The organism is Streptomyces sp. NBC_00536, from assembly GCF_036346295.1.
In the GTDB taxonomy this organism is placed as follows: Bacteria; Actinomycetota; Actinomycetes; order Streptomycetales; family Streptomycetaceae; genus Streptomyces.
This window is the reverse complement of the sequence record NZ_CP107819.1, coordinates 7833266-7847030: the sequence shown is the minus strand read 5'-3', so window position 1 is coordinate 7847030 and position 13765 is coordinate 7833266. Positions and strand designations below refer to the sequence as shown.

At 73.8% G+C, this 13765-nt stretch carries 10 protein-coding genes; 3 read left to right on the top strand and 7 right to left on the bottom strand.

Annotated features, from left to right (window positions below):
• Positions 1 to 2: 2 nt before the first annotated feature.
• Positions 3 to 1859, bottom strand: coding sequence for a serine/threonine-protein kinase (locus OHS33_RS33615; RefSeq protein WP_330334193.1), 1857 nt, complete (start codon positions 1857 to 1859; stop codon positions 3 to 5).
• A gap of 256 nt (positions 1860 to 2115) precedes the next feature.
• Between OHS33_RS33615 and OHS33_RS33610 the strand changes: the two genes are divergently transcribed.
• Both OHS33_RS33610 and OHS33_RS33605 read left to right on the top strand, forming a co-directional pair.
• The gene (locus tag OHS33_RS33610; protein WP_443065381.1) at positions 2116 to 3285 is read left to right on the top strand and encodes a serine hydrolase domain-containing protein; all 1170 of its coding nucleotides are present in this window, start codon (positions 2116 to 2118) and stop codon (positions 3283 to 3285) included.
• Complete coding sequence (locus OHS33_RS33605; RefSeq protein WP_330334192.1) at positions 3282 to 4874, top strand: alpha/beta hydrolase; 1593 nt, start codon at positions 3282 to 3284, stop codon at positions 4872 to 4874. Before OHS33_RS33610 ends, OHS33_RS33605 begins: the two co-directional genes overlap by 4 nt.
• Here OHS33_RS33605 and OHS33_RS33600 read toward each other — a convergent pair.
• The 5 genes from OHS33_RS33600 to OHS33_RS33580 form a co-directional block, all read right to left on the bottom strand.
• Positions 4858 to 5586 carry a HEAT repeat domain-containing protein gene (locus OHS33_RS33600; RefSeq protein WP_330334191.1) on the bottom strand — a complete coding sequence of 243 codons (729 nt, stop codon included), beginning with the start codon at positions 5584 to 5586 and terminating at the stop codon, positions 4858 to 4860. The genes OHS33_RS33605 and OHS33_RS33600 overlap by 17 nt on opposite strands.
• A 96-nt stretch (positions 5587 to 5682) precedes the next feature.
• Positions 5683 to 6933, bottom strand: a complete 1251-nt coding sequence (locus tag OHS33_RS33595; RefSeq protein WP_330334190.1) for a vWA domain-containing protein — start codon at positions 6931 to 6933, stop codon at positions 5683 to 5685.
• Positions 6933 to 8177 carry an AAA family ATPase gene (locus OHS33_RS33590; protein WP_330334189.1) on the bottom strand — a complete coding sequence of 415 codons (1245 nt, stop codon included), beginning with the start codon at positions 8175 to 8177 and terminating at the stop codon, positions 6933 to 6935. The genes OHS33_RS33595 and OHS33_RS33590 overlap by 1 nt, the downstream gene beginning before the upstream one ends.
• Positions 8178 to 8232: 55 nt before the next feature.
• Positions 8233 to 9642, bottom strand: a complete 1410-nt coding sequence (locus OHS33_RS33585; protein WP_330334188.1) for a hypothetical protein — start codon at positions 9640 to 9642, stop codon at positions 8233 to 8235.
• Between the two features lie 165 nt (positions 9643 to 9807).
• Positions 9808 to 10911, bottom strand: a complete 1104-nt coding sequence (locus tag OHS33_RS33580) for an amidase domain-containing protein (RefSeq protein ID WP_330334187.1) — start codon at positions 10909 to 10911, stop codon at positions 9808 to 9810.
• A 367-nt stretch (positions 10912 to 11278) separates the two neighbouring features.
• Here OHS33_RS33580 and OHS33_RS33575 point away from each other — a divergent pair, with 367 nt between their 5' ends.
• Entirely contained in the window at positions 11279 to 12523 is a 1245-nt protein-coding gene (locus OHS33_RS33575; RefSeq protein ID WP_330335306.1) for a hypothetical protein, read from the top strand.
• Here OHS33_RS33575 and OHS33_RS33570 read toward each other — a convergent pair.
• Positions 12516 to 13688 (bottom strand): FAD-dependent monooxygenase, encoded by a 1173-nt coding sequence (locus OHS33_RS33570; RefSeq protein WP_330334186.1) that lies wholly within the window; start codon positions 13686 to 13688, stop codon positions 12516 to 12518. The genes OHS33_RS33575 and OHS33_RS33570 overlap by 8 nt on opposite strands.
• Between the last annotated feature and the right edge of the window lie 77 nt (positions 13689 to 13765).

The following is a 13765-nucleotide window of genomic DNA, read 5'->3' as shown; positions in this document are numbered from 1 at the left end:
GCTCAGCGGTCCTTCGGGTCGTCGGCGTTGCGCCAGACCGTCAGGTCCACGGTGATGTACTTGCTCGGGTCGTCCGGTCCCGACTTGCCACGGTAGGTCGCCACCGCGATGTGCCCCGCCTTGCTCAGCACACAGATCTGCGATCCCTTGGTGAGCTGGTCGAGCCCGATCTTCTCGGTGTAGCGGGTCTCGGCGCGGCAGGTCTCCAGCGAACCCTGCTGCGTGTTGTTCAGCAGGACCAGCTTCCCGTTCGCGCTGCCGAGCTTGTCCTCCCCGAACAGGGTGTCGCTGTAGTAGTAGAGGTCGCCCTTGCCGTACATCACGCCACCGCCGTGGTCCTCGGCCGGGCGCGGCGGGTTGTCGGCGAGCATCAGCGCGTAGTTCCCCGTCACGTCGACGCCCTCGTACGCGGCGGGCTGCGGGTCGGCCCGCTTCTTGGGCGAGGCCGAGGAGCCGCCCGCGCTCGCGCCCGGGCCGTTGCCCGCCTTGGCGTCGCCGCCCTTCCCGGTGGTGTCCGGGAGCAGGTAGCCGATGATCCCGAGCCCGACGACCGCGGCCGCGACGGACCCGGCGACGATCAGCCCGGTCCGCCGGGGGCGCCGCGCCGGCGGCGGGTAGGCACCGGGGTAGGTGTGCGGCCCGGTGGGGTAACCCGGGTTGTGGGCCTGCGGGTTGTACGGCTGCGGGTGGTGGCCGGGCTGCGGGGTCTGGTAACCGGGCGGCGGCCGGTAACCGGGCGGGAGCCCCGGGGCGGCGGGTGCGGCCTGGACACCCGGTGCCGCCTGCGTCGGGGCGGCGGCCACCGCGTGTGCGGGCGGCGTGTGCGCGGGCGGTGCGTACGGGTGCGCGCCGCCCGGCGGCGGAGTCTGCGGGGAGTACTCGGTCGGCGTGGGCAGCGGCGTCGGCGTCGGCGCGGTGGCCGGCTGCTGCGGGGGCGGAGTGGGCGCGGGGGCGGGGAGCTTCAGCCGCTCGGTGATCGAACCGGCGACCGTCCGGGGCAGCCAGTCCTCCCCCTGGCGCAGCGGCTGCGGCGAGATCTGCTGGCACAGCTCGATGATCTCGGTCAGCGCGGGGCGCGCGGCCGGGTCGCGACTGAGGCACCGCGTCACCAGCGGCCGCAGCTCGTCGGGCAGGCCGCTGAGGTCGGGGTCCTCGTGGACGATGCGGTAGAGCACCGCGTGTGAGGGACCGTCACCGAAGGCGGGTGCGCCGATCGCGGCGAAGGCCACCAGCTGGCCGAGGGCGAAGACGTCGGTTGCGGGGGTGATCGTACCGGCCGACGCCTGCTCGGGCGCCATGTACGCGGGGGTGCCGACGCTGACTCCGGTGCTGGTCAGGGAGGTGCTGTCGGCGGCGCGGGCGATGCCGAAGTCGATCACGCGGGGGCCGTCGGCGGCGAGGAGCACGTTCGCGGGCTTGAGGTCGCGGTGGACGATGCCCGCGCCGTGGATGACGTGGAGGGCCTCCGCGACCCCGACCGTCAGCAGCAGCACGCTGCGCAGCGGCAGGGCTCCGTGCAGGGCGACGGCGTGGGCGAGCGAGGGGCCGGGCACGTAGGCCGTCGCCAGCCAGGGCTGCGCGCCCTCGGTGTCCGAATCGATGACGGGGGCCGTGTACAGGCCCTGCACCCGCTCCGCGGAGCGCACTTCCTGCTGGAAGCGCCGCCGGAACTCGGGGTCCTCGCTGAACTCGGAGCGGATCACCTTGAGGGCGATGGGGCGGCCGCCCGGTGTGTACGAGAGGTACACCTTGCCCATGCCGCCCGCGCCCAGGACGGCCGCGAGGCGGTAGCCGCCCACGACGGCCGGGTCGTCCGCCTTGAGCGGTTGGAAGAACTCTGCCGAAGGCGCACTGCTCATGATCAACCATCCCTTGCCTGCGGCGGTTCAGCCCCTGCCGAGGCCGCGAAGTCAACCGAGAGCGTATCCAATCCCGGGACCCTCCCCGGTCATGACAAGGCCCTGGTGGTGGAGTTGACCCCACCACGCATCGGGGGGACAGCCACCGTGAGTAAAGACGGCCGTACTCATAGCGTCTGACACCATGAGATATGTACGGAACAAAGCGAAGAAAACCGGTTTTGGCGGGTGCCGGCCCGGGCGGTCCGTCGCGGCGTTGGCCGTCGCCTCGGCCTTACTGACGCTCGCCGCCCCCGCGGCGCACGCGTCGGCCGCCCCCCGGGCGGCGAACGGCGGGCCCGCGTCGGCCGGTTGCGGCGGGGCGCGGGCGGCGGTCGCCGCCGGGCTGGACGGCCTGGTCACCCGGCACGGCATCCCGGGTGCGGCGGCCGAGGGGAGCGACCCGGCCTGCGGCCGCTGGACCGCGGCCCGCGGCGTCGCGGACCTGGCCACCGGCCGCCCGATGAACGCCGGGGACCGGCTGCGGATCGGCAGCGTCACCAAGACCTTCACCGCCACCGTCGTCGTGCAGCTCGCCGCGGAGGGCCGGATCGGGCTGGACGTCCCGGTCGAGCGGTACCTGCCCGGGCTGATCCGGGGCAACGGCTACGACGGCGGCTCCATCACCGTGCGCCAGCTGCTCCAGCACACCAGCGGCCTTCCCGATTACGTCGAGGCCATCGCCGTCACACCGGTCGACGACTGGCGGCTGCGCCACTTCGAGCCCCGCGAGCTGATCGCGACCGCGCTCCGGATGCCGCACCCGGACAAGACCTGGCACTACGCGACCACGAACTACCTCATCGCCGGTCTCATCGTCGAGAAGGTCACGGGACACGGGGTCGAGGCGGAGGTGAACCGCCGGATCCTGGCGCCCCTCGGCCTGCGCGACACCTACTGGCCGGGCGACAGCACGGACATCCGGGGCCCGCACTCGCACAGTTACTTCCCCACCGGCCCCGGCCCGCTGGCCGACGGAACCGAGTGGAACACCACCTTCGGCGGCGCGGGCGGCGCGCTGATCTCCACGCCCGCCGATGTGAACCGGTTCTTCCGCGCCCTGTTCGGGGGCGAGTTGATGCCCGCGCGCTGGCTCGCCGAGATGCGCCGCACCGTCCCCGCCGACCCCGAACGCCTCTGGCCGGGGGCCCGGTACGGGCTCGGGCTGATCGCCTCGCCGCTGTCGTGCGGCGGGATGTGGTGGGGGCACGGCGGGACGGTGCCCGGCGGCCACCGCGCGCTGGGCGCGACCGGCCCGGGCGGCCGGAGCATCGCCCTCGCCCTCACGAAGGTGCCGGACGGCGATCCGGCCGAAGCCGACTACCGCGCCGTCGTGGACAGCGCCTTCTGCACCACCGACCGCACCCCGCCCCAGGAGGGCTCATGACCATGCCCAGCCCGTCCACGCTCCGCGTCTCGGCCGCCGGCCTCGCCCTCGCCGCCGCGCTGACGGCCTGCCCCACCCTGGCCTCGGCGGCCCCGGCGGTCCCGGCGGCCGGGGCGCCCGCCGGGACCGTCCCCGGAACCGGGCTCGACCGGTTCCACCAGCAGCGCCTGGACTGGGGCGGCTGCGCCAAGGGCCCCGACGACACGGTGGGCCGCGACCTCGACCAGGCCGGGGTGCGGTGCGCGGAGGCGACCGTACCCCTGGACTACGCCGATCCCCACGGCCGGACGATCACCGTCGCGCTGTCCCGGCTCAAGGCGACCGACACCCGCCACCGCATCGGCTCGATCCTCCTCAACAACGGTGGGCCCGGCGGCACGGCCGTGGAATCGCCGCCGGACGTCCGCAAGTCGATGAAGGAGGTCGGCGCCCGCTACGACATCATCGGCTTCGACCCGCGCTTCGTCGGCCGCAGCACCCCGCTGGACTGCGGCTGGCCCGTGGGCAGTTCCTGGTTCTCCTCGGGCGCCGGCCGGGCGGGCTTCGACCGCCAGGTCACCCTGCAGAAGAGCCTCGCCGACAAGTGCCGCGCCACCAACGCCGCGGTGCTCCCGTACATCAGCACCCGCAACACGGCCCGGGACATGGACGTCATCCGCGGCGCGCTCGGCGAGCGGAAGATCTCCTACCTCGGCTACTCGTACGGCACCTATCTGGGCACGGTCTACACCCAGATGTTCCCGGGCCGCTACGACCGGGTGGTCCTCGACGGAGCGCTCGCCCCCGGCGACTTCGTCCCCCGGTTGCTGAAGGGCACCGAGCCGGAGAACGAGCGGGCCCTCTCCGACTGGGCCGCCTGGGCGGCGGGCCGCGACGACGCCTACGGTCTGGGCCGCACCCGGGCCGAGGTGCTCGCCACCGTCGACTCCGTCATCGCGGCGGCCGCGCGCGGCCCGCTGACCGTCGGCGCCGCCCCCGACGCCTTCCGGCTCGACGACACCCAGGTGCCGTTCCTCCTCTTCATGGGAAACGCGGACGACACCGGTCCCGCGCGGGCCGCGCTCGCCGAGCAGATGTCCGTGCTGGCCAAGGCGGCGAAGGGAGAACCGACCCGGCTGTCACCGCAGTTCGCCGCGACCCTCCGGTTCGCGCTGCGCGGTGAGCACGCCCAGTCGGGCGCCGTCCAGGCCGCGATCATCTGCGCGGACGGGACCGCCCCGCGCGACCCCGAGGTCTACTGGCGGGACATCGAGCGCAGCCGCGCCACGCACCCGCTGTTCGGGCCGATGAGCAACAACATCGGGCCGTGCGCCTTCTGGGACCGGCCGCGGGAGGAGCCCACCCGGGTGAGCAGTGACGCTCCGATGCTGATCGTGGCCGCCGAGGGCGACCCGCGCACCACGTACAAGAGCAGCCGCAAGCTGCACGAACAGCTGCCCGGCTCCCGGCTGCTCACCCTCCAGGGCGCCAACCGGCACGCGGTCTACGGCCTCTACGGCAACACCTGCGTGGACGACGGTGTCAACGCCTACCTGGCCAGCGGCCGGCTGCCCGCGACGGACCCGACCTGCGTCAAGCAGGCCGGCTAGCCGGGTCCGGGGCGCCTCCCTGGAGGGCCGCGCGCAGGGCGGGGTCGGCGTCGTCGTCGAGGGTGGTGCCGAGGTGGCGCAGCGCGTCGCGGCGTTCCGGGTCCCCCCGGGTGGTCAGGTCCGTGGCCCAGGCCACCCGGTCCGCGTCGGCGACCCCGGCCGTCTCGTGGAACAGCGCGTACACGGCGTACCAGCGGACGTCGGCATCCTCGTCCTCGGACAGCCGGAGCAGGGCGTCGACGACCCGGTCCTGCGTACGGTCGGGATCGGCCAGGCGGGGAAGGGCGGCGGCGACGGAGAAGCGGACCGGCTGCGCGGGGTGGGAGAGGTGGCCGAGCACGAGGTCGAGGGTCTCCTCGGCGATGTGGTAGCCGAGGACCGAGATCAGCCAGCCCAGCACCCCGGGGTCCGGTTCGCTGGGCAGCTCCGCCAGGACGACCGCGATGGTCTCCCGGGTGAACGGCCGTCGGCCGTCGTCGTCTCGGGGGCCCAGCTCGCGCAGGATCTGCGCCCCCAGCTCGCGCTCCTCGGGTTCGTCGTGGGCCAGCAGGCGCGCCGCCCGGCCGAAGACCTCACGGGTCGGCCGGGCGTGCAGCGCGAGCAGTGCGGGGGCGGGGCCGGCGTCCGCGCGGACTTCGGCCAGGGCCCTCACGAACAGCTCGTCCGTGGACGTGCCGTTCGGCTCGTACGGCTCGTTCTCCCCCACGTCCACGCGGCTTCCCCCGTTCCCCGAATGCCGAATGCGAATGCCGAAAGTATGGGGTGGCGGCCGGTGTGCGGGCACCCGCTTTACGGGGGGCCGACTCGTCTACGCGGCCGACCCGATGGTCACCACTCGCGCCCACGCGGGCGGCGTGTCGGGCTCGTAGTCAGGATCATCCTCGTCCCACGATCCGCCGGACCGCTGCCGGGGGAAGAGCCCCACCACCGTCCGGCACGGCGGCCGCGCGTCCGGCCAGGGCGTCTGCCCGTCGGTCAGGACCACGATGACGTCGGGCGGGGCTCCCGCGCGCAGGGCCTTGGCGAAGCCCGTGCGCAGATCCGTGCCCCCGCCGCCCAGCAGCGGGATTCCCCCGGCCGCGCACAGCGAGTGCGCGCTCTGGGCCGCGGCGTCGCAGGCGACCACGGTGATCAGGTCGCGGCGGCCGCCCACCGCGCGGGAGATCGCGGCGACCTCGTGGAGGGCGCTGCCCAGTTCGGCGTCGCTCACCGACCCGGAGGTGTCGATGATCACGCAGACCCGGGGCGGCTTGCGGCGCAGGCTCGGCAGCACCACCCCGGGCAGCCCGGCCGAGCGGCGCGACGGGCGGCCGTAGGTGTAGTCCTCGCCCGCGCCGGAGCCGGACGCGGCCGAGCGGACCGCCGCCCCCAGCAGGTCCCGCCACGGCTGCGGCGGTTGGAACGCCTCCTCCGCCCACCGCTGCCAGCCCTTCGGGGCGTCGCCCGGGCGGGCGTTGATGCCCTGCGCCACCCGGAAGCGCACCGCGTCGCGTTCGTGGGCGGCGAGCCCGTGCGCGCCGTCAGGTCCCAGGTCCCACGCGCGGTCCAGACCGTCGGCGCCGCTGCCGCAGTCGAGCCAGATGATGCCCTGCGTCCGCGGGCCGAGCCGGAACTCGCGCAGGTAGTCCTCCATCAGCTCCCCGGGCGTCAGCCCCAGGGTCCCGGGCACGACGGCGCCCTCGGGCTCGACCAGTCCGTCCCCGAACGCGTCGTCGTTGATCTCGCAGTCCGCGGCGATGTTCATCCGCAGCCGCTCCCCCGGGCCGGTCAGGCCGCGCTCGCGCGCGACCCGGTCGCTGCGCCCGTGGTGGTCGCGCAGCAGGTGCGAGACCTCGTGCACCCAGACCCCGGCGAGTTCCTCCACCGGTGTCCGGTCCACGAACGCCGCCGATACGTAGCACCGCCAGTGCCGGTCGACGGCCATGGTCGGCACCCGCCGTGACTCCACGACGTGCAGGGCGAACAGCGCCGTCGCGAGGTAGGGCCGGACCCGGGTGGCGTGCAGCCGGGCGGCGTAGAGCTTGCCGAGATCCAGCGCCCCCGGCGCCGCGCCGTCCATCAAGGCCGCCCGGTCTGCGTCGCGGCCGCGGCGCGGGCCGTCGCCCGGTCCGCCCTGCGGGACAGGGACACCGCTCCGGCGAGCCGCTCGATGGACGCCGGTACGTCCCACTCGTCACGGCGCAGTGCGGCGAGGGCGGTCGCGGGGACGACCACGAGGTCCGGGGCCCCGGTGTCCAGCGCCTTGACCAGGAGTTCCCACGCAGCGTCCCAGCGGGACTTCTCGGGGCGCGTGCGGACCGCCGCCACCACACCGTCGAGGACGGCCTGGCGCAGGTCGCCGCGTTCGGGGAGGGTGGCGCCCGCCGGGTCGGCGAGGAGGGTCTCGGGGTCCGGCAGGTCCATCCGGTCGACGCTCGCGAGCAGTTCCAGTCCGGGGCCGTCCCCCACGGTGCCCCGGACCAGCAGGGAGAGCACCTCCCGGGAGGATCCGGCCGCGGTCGCGAAGGCGGTCAGGGTCAGGGCCATGTCCCAGCTGCGCGGTGACGGCCAGGGGCCGCCCCGGCGCGCCTCGTTGCCGGGCAGCCGGTGCACCAGCGCGGGGCGCGCGGCCAGGAGTCCGCAGACCGCGCGCCGGGCGAAGCCGACGGCGCCCGGCAGCCGTTCCGGGTCGAGCCGGGGCAGTGTCGCGCGCGGCCAGGTCCCGCCGAGGCCGCGGACCACGACCTCGTGGTCGTGGGTCCATTGCAGGTGGACGAACCGGTTGGCGAGCGGTGGGCTCAGCTCCCAGCCGTCGGCCGCCGAGGAGCGCGGGTTGGCGGCGGCGACGATCCGGACGCCGGGCGGCAGTTGGAGCGCGCCGATCCGCCGTTCCAGTACGAGCCGGAGCAGGGCGGCCTGCACGGCGGGTGGCGCGGTGGAGAGTTCGTCCAGGAAGAGCAGCCCCCGCCCGGCGCGGACCAGGCGCACGGCCCAGTCCGGCGGGGCCATCGGAACTCCCTGTTCCGCGGGGTCGTCCCCGATGACGGGCAGGCCGGAGAAGTCGGACGGTTCGTGGACGCTGGCGATCACCGTGGTCAGGGGCAGGTCCAGGGACACGGCGAGCTGGGTCAGGGCAGCGGTCTTGCCGATCCCCGGCTCGCCCCACAGGAGGACGGGCAGGTCGGCGGCGACGGCCAGGGTGAGGGCCTCCAGCTGGATGTCGGGACGCGGTTCGGTGGTCGTGTCGCGGAGCAGGGCCAGCAGCTCACCGGCGACGTCGAGCTGCGGAGCGGACGGCATAACAAAGGGCGTGGAAACGGACATTCTTCATCACCTTTGAGGTTTTTTTGGGGGCCGGTGGGACGGCGGTCCCCGCGATTCAGCGAGTGGTGGCGTGCCGTGGACGCGTACGGGCGTCACGCGGGCGGCGGTCGCCCGGGCGGATCCGGCCGGGGCCGGGTCCCAGCAGCCCCGCCGTGAACAGCCCGTAGGTGATCCGCCGGTCCACGGCCGCTTCGAGCGCGTCCCGCAGCGGGCCGTCGAGCAGCTGCGCCCCGGGCCCCAGCAGGCCCTCGACCACGCCGAGCGCACCGGCGGTGTCCCCGTGGTCGAGGCGTTCGCGGACGCCGGTGAGGCAGTCCGGGCGCCGGTGCGCCGTGTCGATCTCCCGCAGGCAGGGCAGCGGAGTACCGGTCAGGGCGACGAGCAGTTCCTCCCGCCGGATCTCGGCCGGGTCGTGGTCGAGGGCGGCCAGCACCCCGTCGACCAGGCCGATCCGGTGCAGGGACCCGCGGCACTCCACCAGGCGCGGCGCTCCGGGAGCCACCGGGTCCGGTGGCGCCGCGGGCGGCGCGTGGCCCGGTACGAGCGCCGAGGCGACCAGCGGGTGCAGCCCGTCGGCCCCGATCAGCCCGGCCCGGAGCAGCTCCAGGTCGGGCGGCACCCAGGTCGCCGCATCGGGCAGGACCGGCGCCGCCGGTCCGCCGCCGGGCCCGGGCTTGGCCAACTCCCGGTAGCGGTAAGGGGATCGGCCCGGGTCGCCGGGGTACAGGTCCAGCCGGTCCCGGGAGCCCAGCCGGACCGTGACCGGCCCGCTGGCCCGGCCCTCGGCGCGCAGCAGGATGGCGGCCTCGGCCGCCCACCGGTGGGCGGCCCAGGGTTTCCCCGGGGGCAGGGACCCGAGCAGCTCGGGATCCGGCTCGGCGGGAGGGCCATCGGCGGACAGGAGACCCGCCCCGGAGCGGATCCGGAACTCCTCGGTCCGGCGCGCGTCCCACAGGTGCCGGTGCAGGTCGAGCCGGAAGCGCGGGTGGGGCCGCGGGTGCGGATGGGGAGGCGTCCCGGCGGCCCGGGAGCGCGAGCCGTCCCACAGCGCGAGGCTGATCCGCTGACCGCCGTCGGCCCAGGCGGGCGCGGTCCGGGCCACCAGGTGCACCGGGTACGGGCCGTCGCGCGCGGTGGCCTCGTACCGGGCCAGGGTCACGGTCAGGCCCGGGCGCAGCAGCCCGTCGGGGGCGACCCTCGGCAGGTGCCAGCGCAGCAGGTCGGGAGCGAGGTGACGGAGGTCGGCCCGTAGCCGGGCGGCGAGTTCCGCGCCGTGGACGCGGGCCACGGCGCGCGGCCGGACACCGGCGTCGACGTCGGTGTTGGCGGCGGCGCAGGCCCCCGCCCAGTCCCCGGTGCGGCGGCGGGCGGTGGCGGTCTCGATCATGGAGGGCGGCACGGCGTACGCACGTACGCGGAGCCAGCGGGAGAGGCGGGAATCGCCGTTCGCGGTGTCGGTGGGCATCAGCACTCACCTTGCGCGGACGGGTCCCCCGATCTGTGAGTCGTTTCGGTGATCATCGCGGTGAGCGTACCGCTCCCCGGGCACCGACCGCCAGGTGTTTCCGTCCCCGCCCCGGCGGACCGGCCGGCGTCGCGCCGGTCCGCCGGTCCGCCGGAGCGGGACCCGTCAGGTGCGGTAGGCGAAGTACACCGCGTTGGGGTACGAGGCGATAAGGCTCGCGACGGACTTCCGGTAGGTGTTCGTCGAGTGGTACGTGACGTAGGGCGTTCCCGCGCTGCTCCGGTACGTCACGATCATCGAGTGGTCCTTGGAACCGTCCCGGTTGAAGTCCATCTGCAGGATGTCACCGACATCCAGCTGGTAGACGTACGCCAGGTTCGGCGCCCGGTTGTTGGAGTTCGTGAACCAGGCCCATTCGTTGGCGCCCGCCCAGGAATCGGTCTGGAGTGAGCCGTCGTACCACCAGTCGCGGTAGTCCGAGGTGGACCCGGGGGCGTTCTTCCAGCCGCCCGCCTTCAGGGACTGGCTGATGAAGTTGGTGCAGTCCCCTCCGGCTCCGTTGAACTGCCGGTACGCCGGGTTGTAGTTCTTCCAGTACTTCTCGGCGTACGTCGCCATGGCGGCGTAGTCGTAGGCGCCGCCGGTCTTCGCCTTGGGCTTGGCCGGCGCGGGGTACTTGGTGGACGCCGGGGTGCCGTCGGGGTAGGTCTGGCCGTCGTCCTGGACGACGGCCGCCTTGGCGAGGGTCGGCTCGTTGACCGCGACCGGGCCGTTCTCCTTGGAGGCGATCGAGGTCAGCTCCCAGGCACCGCCCGGCTTGCCGACGAGGTTCATCTCGTAGCGCGTCTTGAAGCCGGTCGTCGTCGGCTCGTCGCCGTGGACCTTCTTGTAGGTGAGGGTGGTGTCCTCGGTGACCTGCACGGTCGCCTTGCCCTTGGTGACCGTGGCCTTGTCCACGACGACCTTGGTGTCGGCGGCGCTGTAGGCCTCGCCGAGCGCCTGCAGGCGGGTCTTGCGGGAGCGCAGCGACGAGAGCGCGTCCTTCTCGTCCTTCTGCAACTGGGGCGACATGCGCGTCTTCTGGCCCGAGGTGGCGGGGTGGTGCCCCGGCTGGTCCTCGACGAGGGCCTCGGTGCGCTGGGACAGCACGTCGTCGGCTATGCGGGCGAAGGTCTTCAGACTCGCGCTGTCCGCGGTGTGCTTCTGAGGAGCCTCGCTCGCGGAGGAGGAGGGCAGGAATGCGTACGACAGGACTGCGGCCAGAGCCACGACGCCGACGGCGGCGGGTCTGAACGTCTTTGGTATCACAATAGTTCCCCTTGTCACCGATCCACACGAACCGGCGGCGGAATCCTCGCACAGCCGACGACCCCGCTGAATTCCCCCGGCACAACCCGTCCGGAACCGCTCTCCCTGTGTCCCCGCTGTGAGACGGCGCGCGCCGAGGGTCCGGGGTGAGGTAGACATGCAGACAAGTTCTATATTCGTATGAACAATCCATGCGCGGCGGGGGCTGCGGTGACCACGGGGGAAGACAGCTGCCATGCCCGACACCGACGACGCCCCGGACTTCGCTTCCCGGGCCGCCCACAAGGCCGCGCGCAAGGCCCGCGCCAAGGCGCTGAACCGCAAGCGCATGGGGATCGGCTCCGCCGCGGTCGCCCTCGTCGCGGCCGCCGCCACCACCTACGCCTTCACCCTCGGCGGCGCCCCGGCGTCGGGCGGGGACGAGAAGTCGGCGGCCGCCGCGCTCTCGGCCGGCCAGAAGAACGGCAAGTCCGCCGCGGACCGCGAGCAGGACAAGAACTGGGACGGCAAGGTCAAGGTACTGGGCGACGGCTCCACCTCCTACACCGGACCGCAGCCCGGCCAGCTCAAGCCCGAGCGGCTGAAACCGGGCGAGAAGCCGCCGCAGTTCGTGGTGTTCTCCTGGGACGGCGCCCTGGAGGGCGACGACCACCTCTTCTCCCACTTCCGGCAGGTGGCCCAGGAGAGCAAGGCGCACATGACCTTCTTCCTCACGGGCATCTACCTGCTGCCGGAGAGCAAGAAGATGCTGTACAGCCCGCCGCAGCACAGCCCGGGCTCGGCGGCCATCTCCTACCCGACCGTCCCGCACGTGAAGAGCACGCTGGAGCAGCTGCGCGGCGCCTGGGGCGACGGGGACGAGATCGGCTCGCACTTCAACGGCCACTTCTGCGGGCCCAAGGGGGGCGGGGACTGGAGCCCCGCCGAGTGGAAGAGCGAGATAGACCAGACGTACTCGTTCATCAAGGACTGGAAGACGAACACGGGGTTCACGAACACGGCGCCGCTGCCCTTCGACCCGGACCGGGAACTGGTCGGCGGCCGCGCCCCCTGCCTGGAGGGCCAGAAGAACCTGCTGGAGGCGATCAAGCCGTACGGCTGGCGCTACGACGCCAGTTCCGCGGGGGACTTCCAGCTCTGGCCGTCCAAAATGAACGATATATGGAACTTTCCGCTGCAACTCGTGCCGTTGCAGAACAAAGAGGTACAAGTCCTCTCCATGGACTTCAATTTCCTCTACAACCAGTCCGGTGACAGCACCAAGGGCGACCCCACCAAGTACGCGGCCTGGCTCGAACAGACCCGGATGTCGTACATGAACGGCTTCAACCGCGTCTACAACGGCAGCCGGGCCCCGATGTACATCGGCAACCACTTCGAGGACTGGAACGGCGGCATCTACATGAAGGCCGTCGAGGACGTCATGAAGGACGTCTGCCCGCGCCAGGAAGTGCGGTGCGTCTCCTTCCGGGAGCTGGCCGACTGGCTCGACGCCCAGGACCCGAAGGTGCTGGCCCAACTCCGCCTGCTCGACCCCGCGCAGGCCCCGGACTGGCAGAACGTGATCAAGTAGCCCGGCCGAAGAGGTCGTCCATCGCGCGCCGCGCGGCGCGGGCCGGGGTCGCCCGGACGGCGAGGTCCCGGGCGGCCACCGCGAGGGGGTGGGTGAGGGCGCCGATCCGGCCCGCCCGGCGGGACCGGATCCGCAGGGTGTCGGTACGGGCCCAACGGGCCTCGGTGTAGGCGGCCAGCGCGGCCGGTACGGCGGCCGCCCCGGCGTCACCCAGGAGACCGGCCAGGACCACGGCGTCCTCGATGGCCTGGCAGCCGCCCTGGCCGAGGTCGGGGGTCATCGCGTGGGCGGCGTCGCCCAGCCAGACGAGGCGGCCCCGGTGGTACCGGGGAAGCGGGGCGGCCAGGTCGTGGAGGTCGTGCCGCAGCACGGCCGCCGGATCGAGCCGCCCCAGCAGCGCCGGGATCGGGTCGTGCCACGCGCCGAACCGGCGCAGGAGTTCGGCGCGGAGGTCCGCGGGGTCTGCGGGGTCTGCGGAGCGGCACCCGTCGGGAACCACGGCGGTCGCGTAGACGTAGACCCGGCCGTCGGCGAGCGGGACGACGCCGAAGCGTTCGCCGCGGCCCCAGGTCTCGGCCGCCTCCGCCGGGGCCGGACCGTCCGCGGGCAGGACGGCGCGCCAGGCCGTCTGGCCGGTGTGGCGCAGGCCCGGGTGGGCGGGGAAGTACCGTCCGCGCAGCGGGCTGCGGATCCCGTCGGCGGCGATGACGAGGTCGGCGGCGAGTTCGCCCGACGCGGTACGGACCACCACCGCCTGGTCGGCGTCGCTCACGTCGGTGACCTCGGCGGCGTAGCGGACCGCGCCCTCGGGGAGCGCGCCCGCCAGCGCCTCGGCCAGGTCCGCGCGGTGCACGGCGAGCGGGGGCGAGCCGTACCGGGCCGTCATCGCGGCGGTGTCGGCGCGCTTCAGCCACCGGCCGTCGGGGCGGCGCAGGCCGAGGGCGGCGGGTGCGGCGCTTCCCGCGGACCGGGTGATGTCGAAGCCGATGGAGCCGAGGGCGCGCAGGGCGTTGGGGGCGAGGACGATCGCGGCGCCCACGGCGGTCGGCCCGGGCGCCCGTTCGCAGACGGTCACCCGCCAGCCGCGGCGGTGCAGGGCCACGGCCGCCGTGAGCCCGCCGATCCCCGCTCCGGCCACCACCGCACGAAGCCGAGTCTCCGACATGTCACACCACGCCCTTCCCACCCCGACCAGTCCTCTACAGCCGTAGAGGAGACGACGGGCGTCACTCTACAGCTGTA

What these genes read in the sequence shown, in the direction of transcription:
- OHS33_RS33615 (WP_330334193.1), bottom strand. Translation starts at nt 1,859, where the DNA reads ATGAGCAGTGCGCCTTCGGCAGAGTTCTTCCAACCGCTCAAGGCGGAC.
- OHS33_RS33605 (WP_330334192.1), top strand. Translation starts at nt 3,282, where the DNA reads ATGACCATGCCCAGCCCGTCCACGCTCCGCGTCTCGGCCGCCGGCCTC.
- OHS33_RS33595 (WP_330334190.1), bottom strand. Translation starts at nt 6,933, where the DNA reads ATGGACGGCGCGGCGCCGGGGGCGCTGGATCTCGGCAAGCTCTACGCC.
- OHS33_RS33590 (WP_330334189.1), bottom strand. Translation starts at nt 8,177, where the DNA reads ATGTCCGTTTCCACGCCCTTTGTTATGCCGTCCGCTCCGCAGCTCGAC.
- OHS33_RS33585 (WP_330334188.1), bottom strand. Translation starts at nt 9,642, where the DNA reads ATGCCCACCGACACCGCGAACGGCGATTCCCGCCTCTCCCGCTGGCTC.
- OHS33_RS33575 (WP_330335306.1), top strand. Translation starts at nt 11,279, where the DNA reads ATGGGGATCGGCTCCGCCGCGGTCGCCCTCGTCGCGGCCGCCGCCACC.
- OHS33_RS33570 (WP_330334186.1), bottom strand. Translation starts at nt 13,688, where the DNA reads ATGTCGGAGACTCGGCTTCGTGCGGTGGTGGCCGGAGCGGGGATCGGC.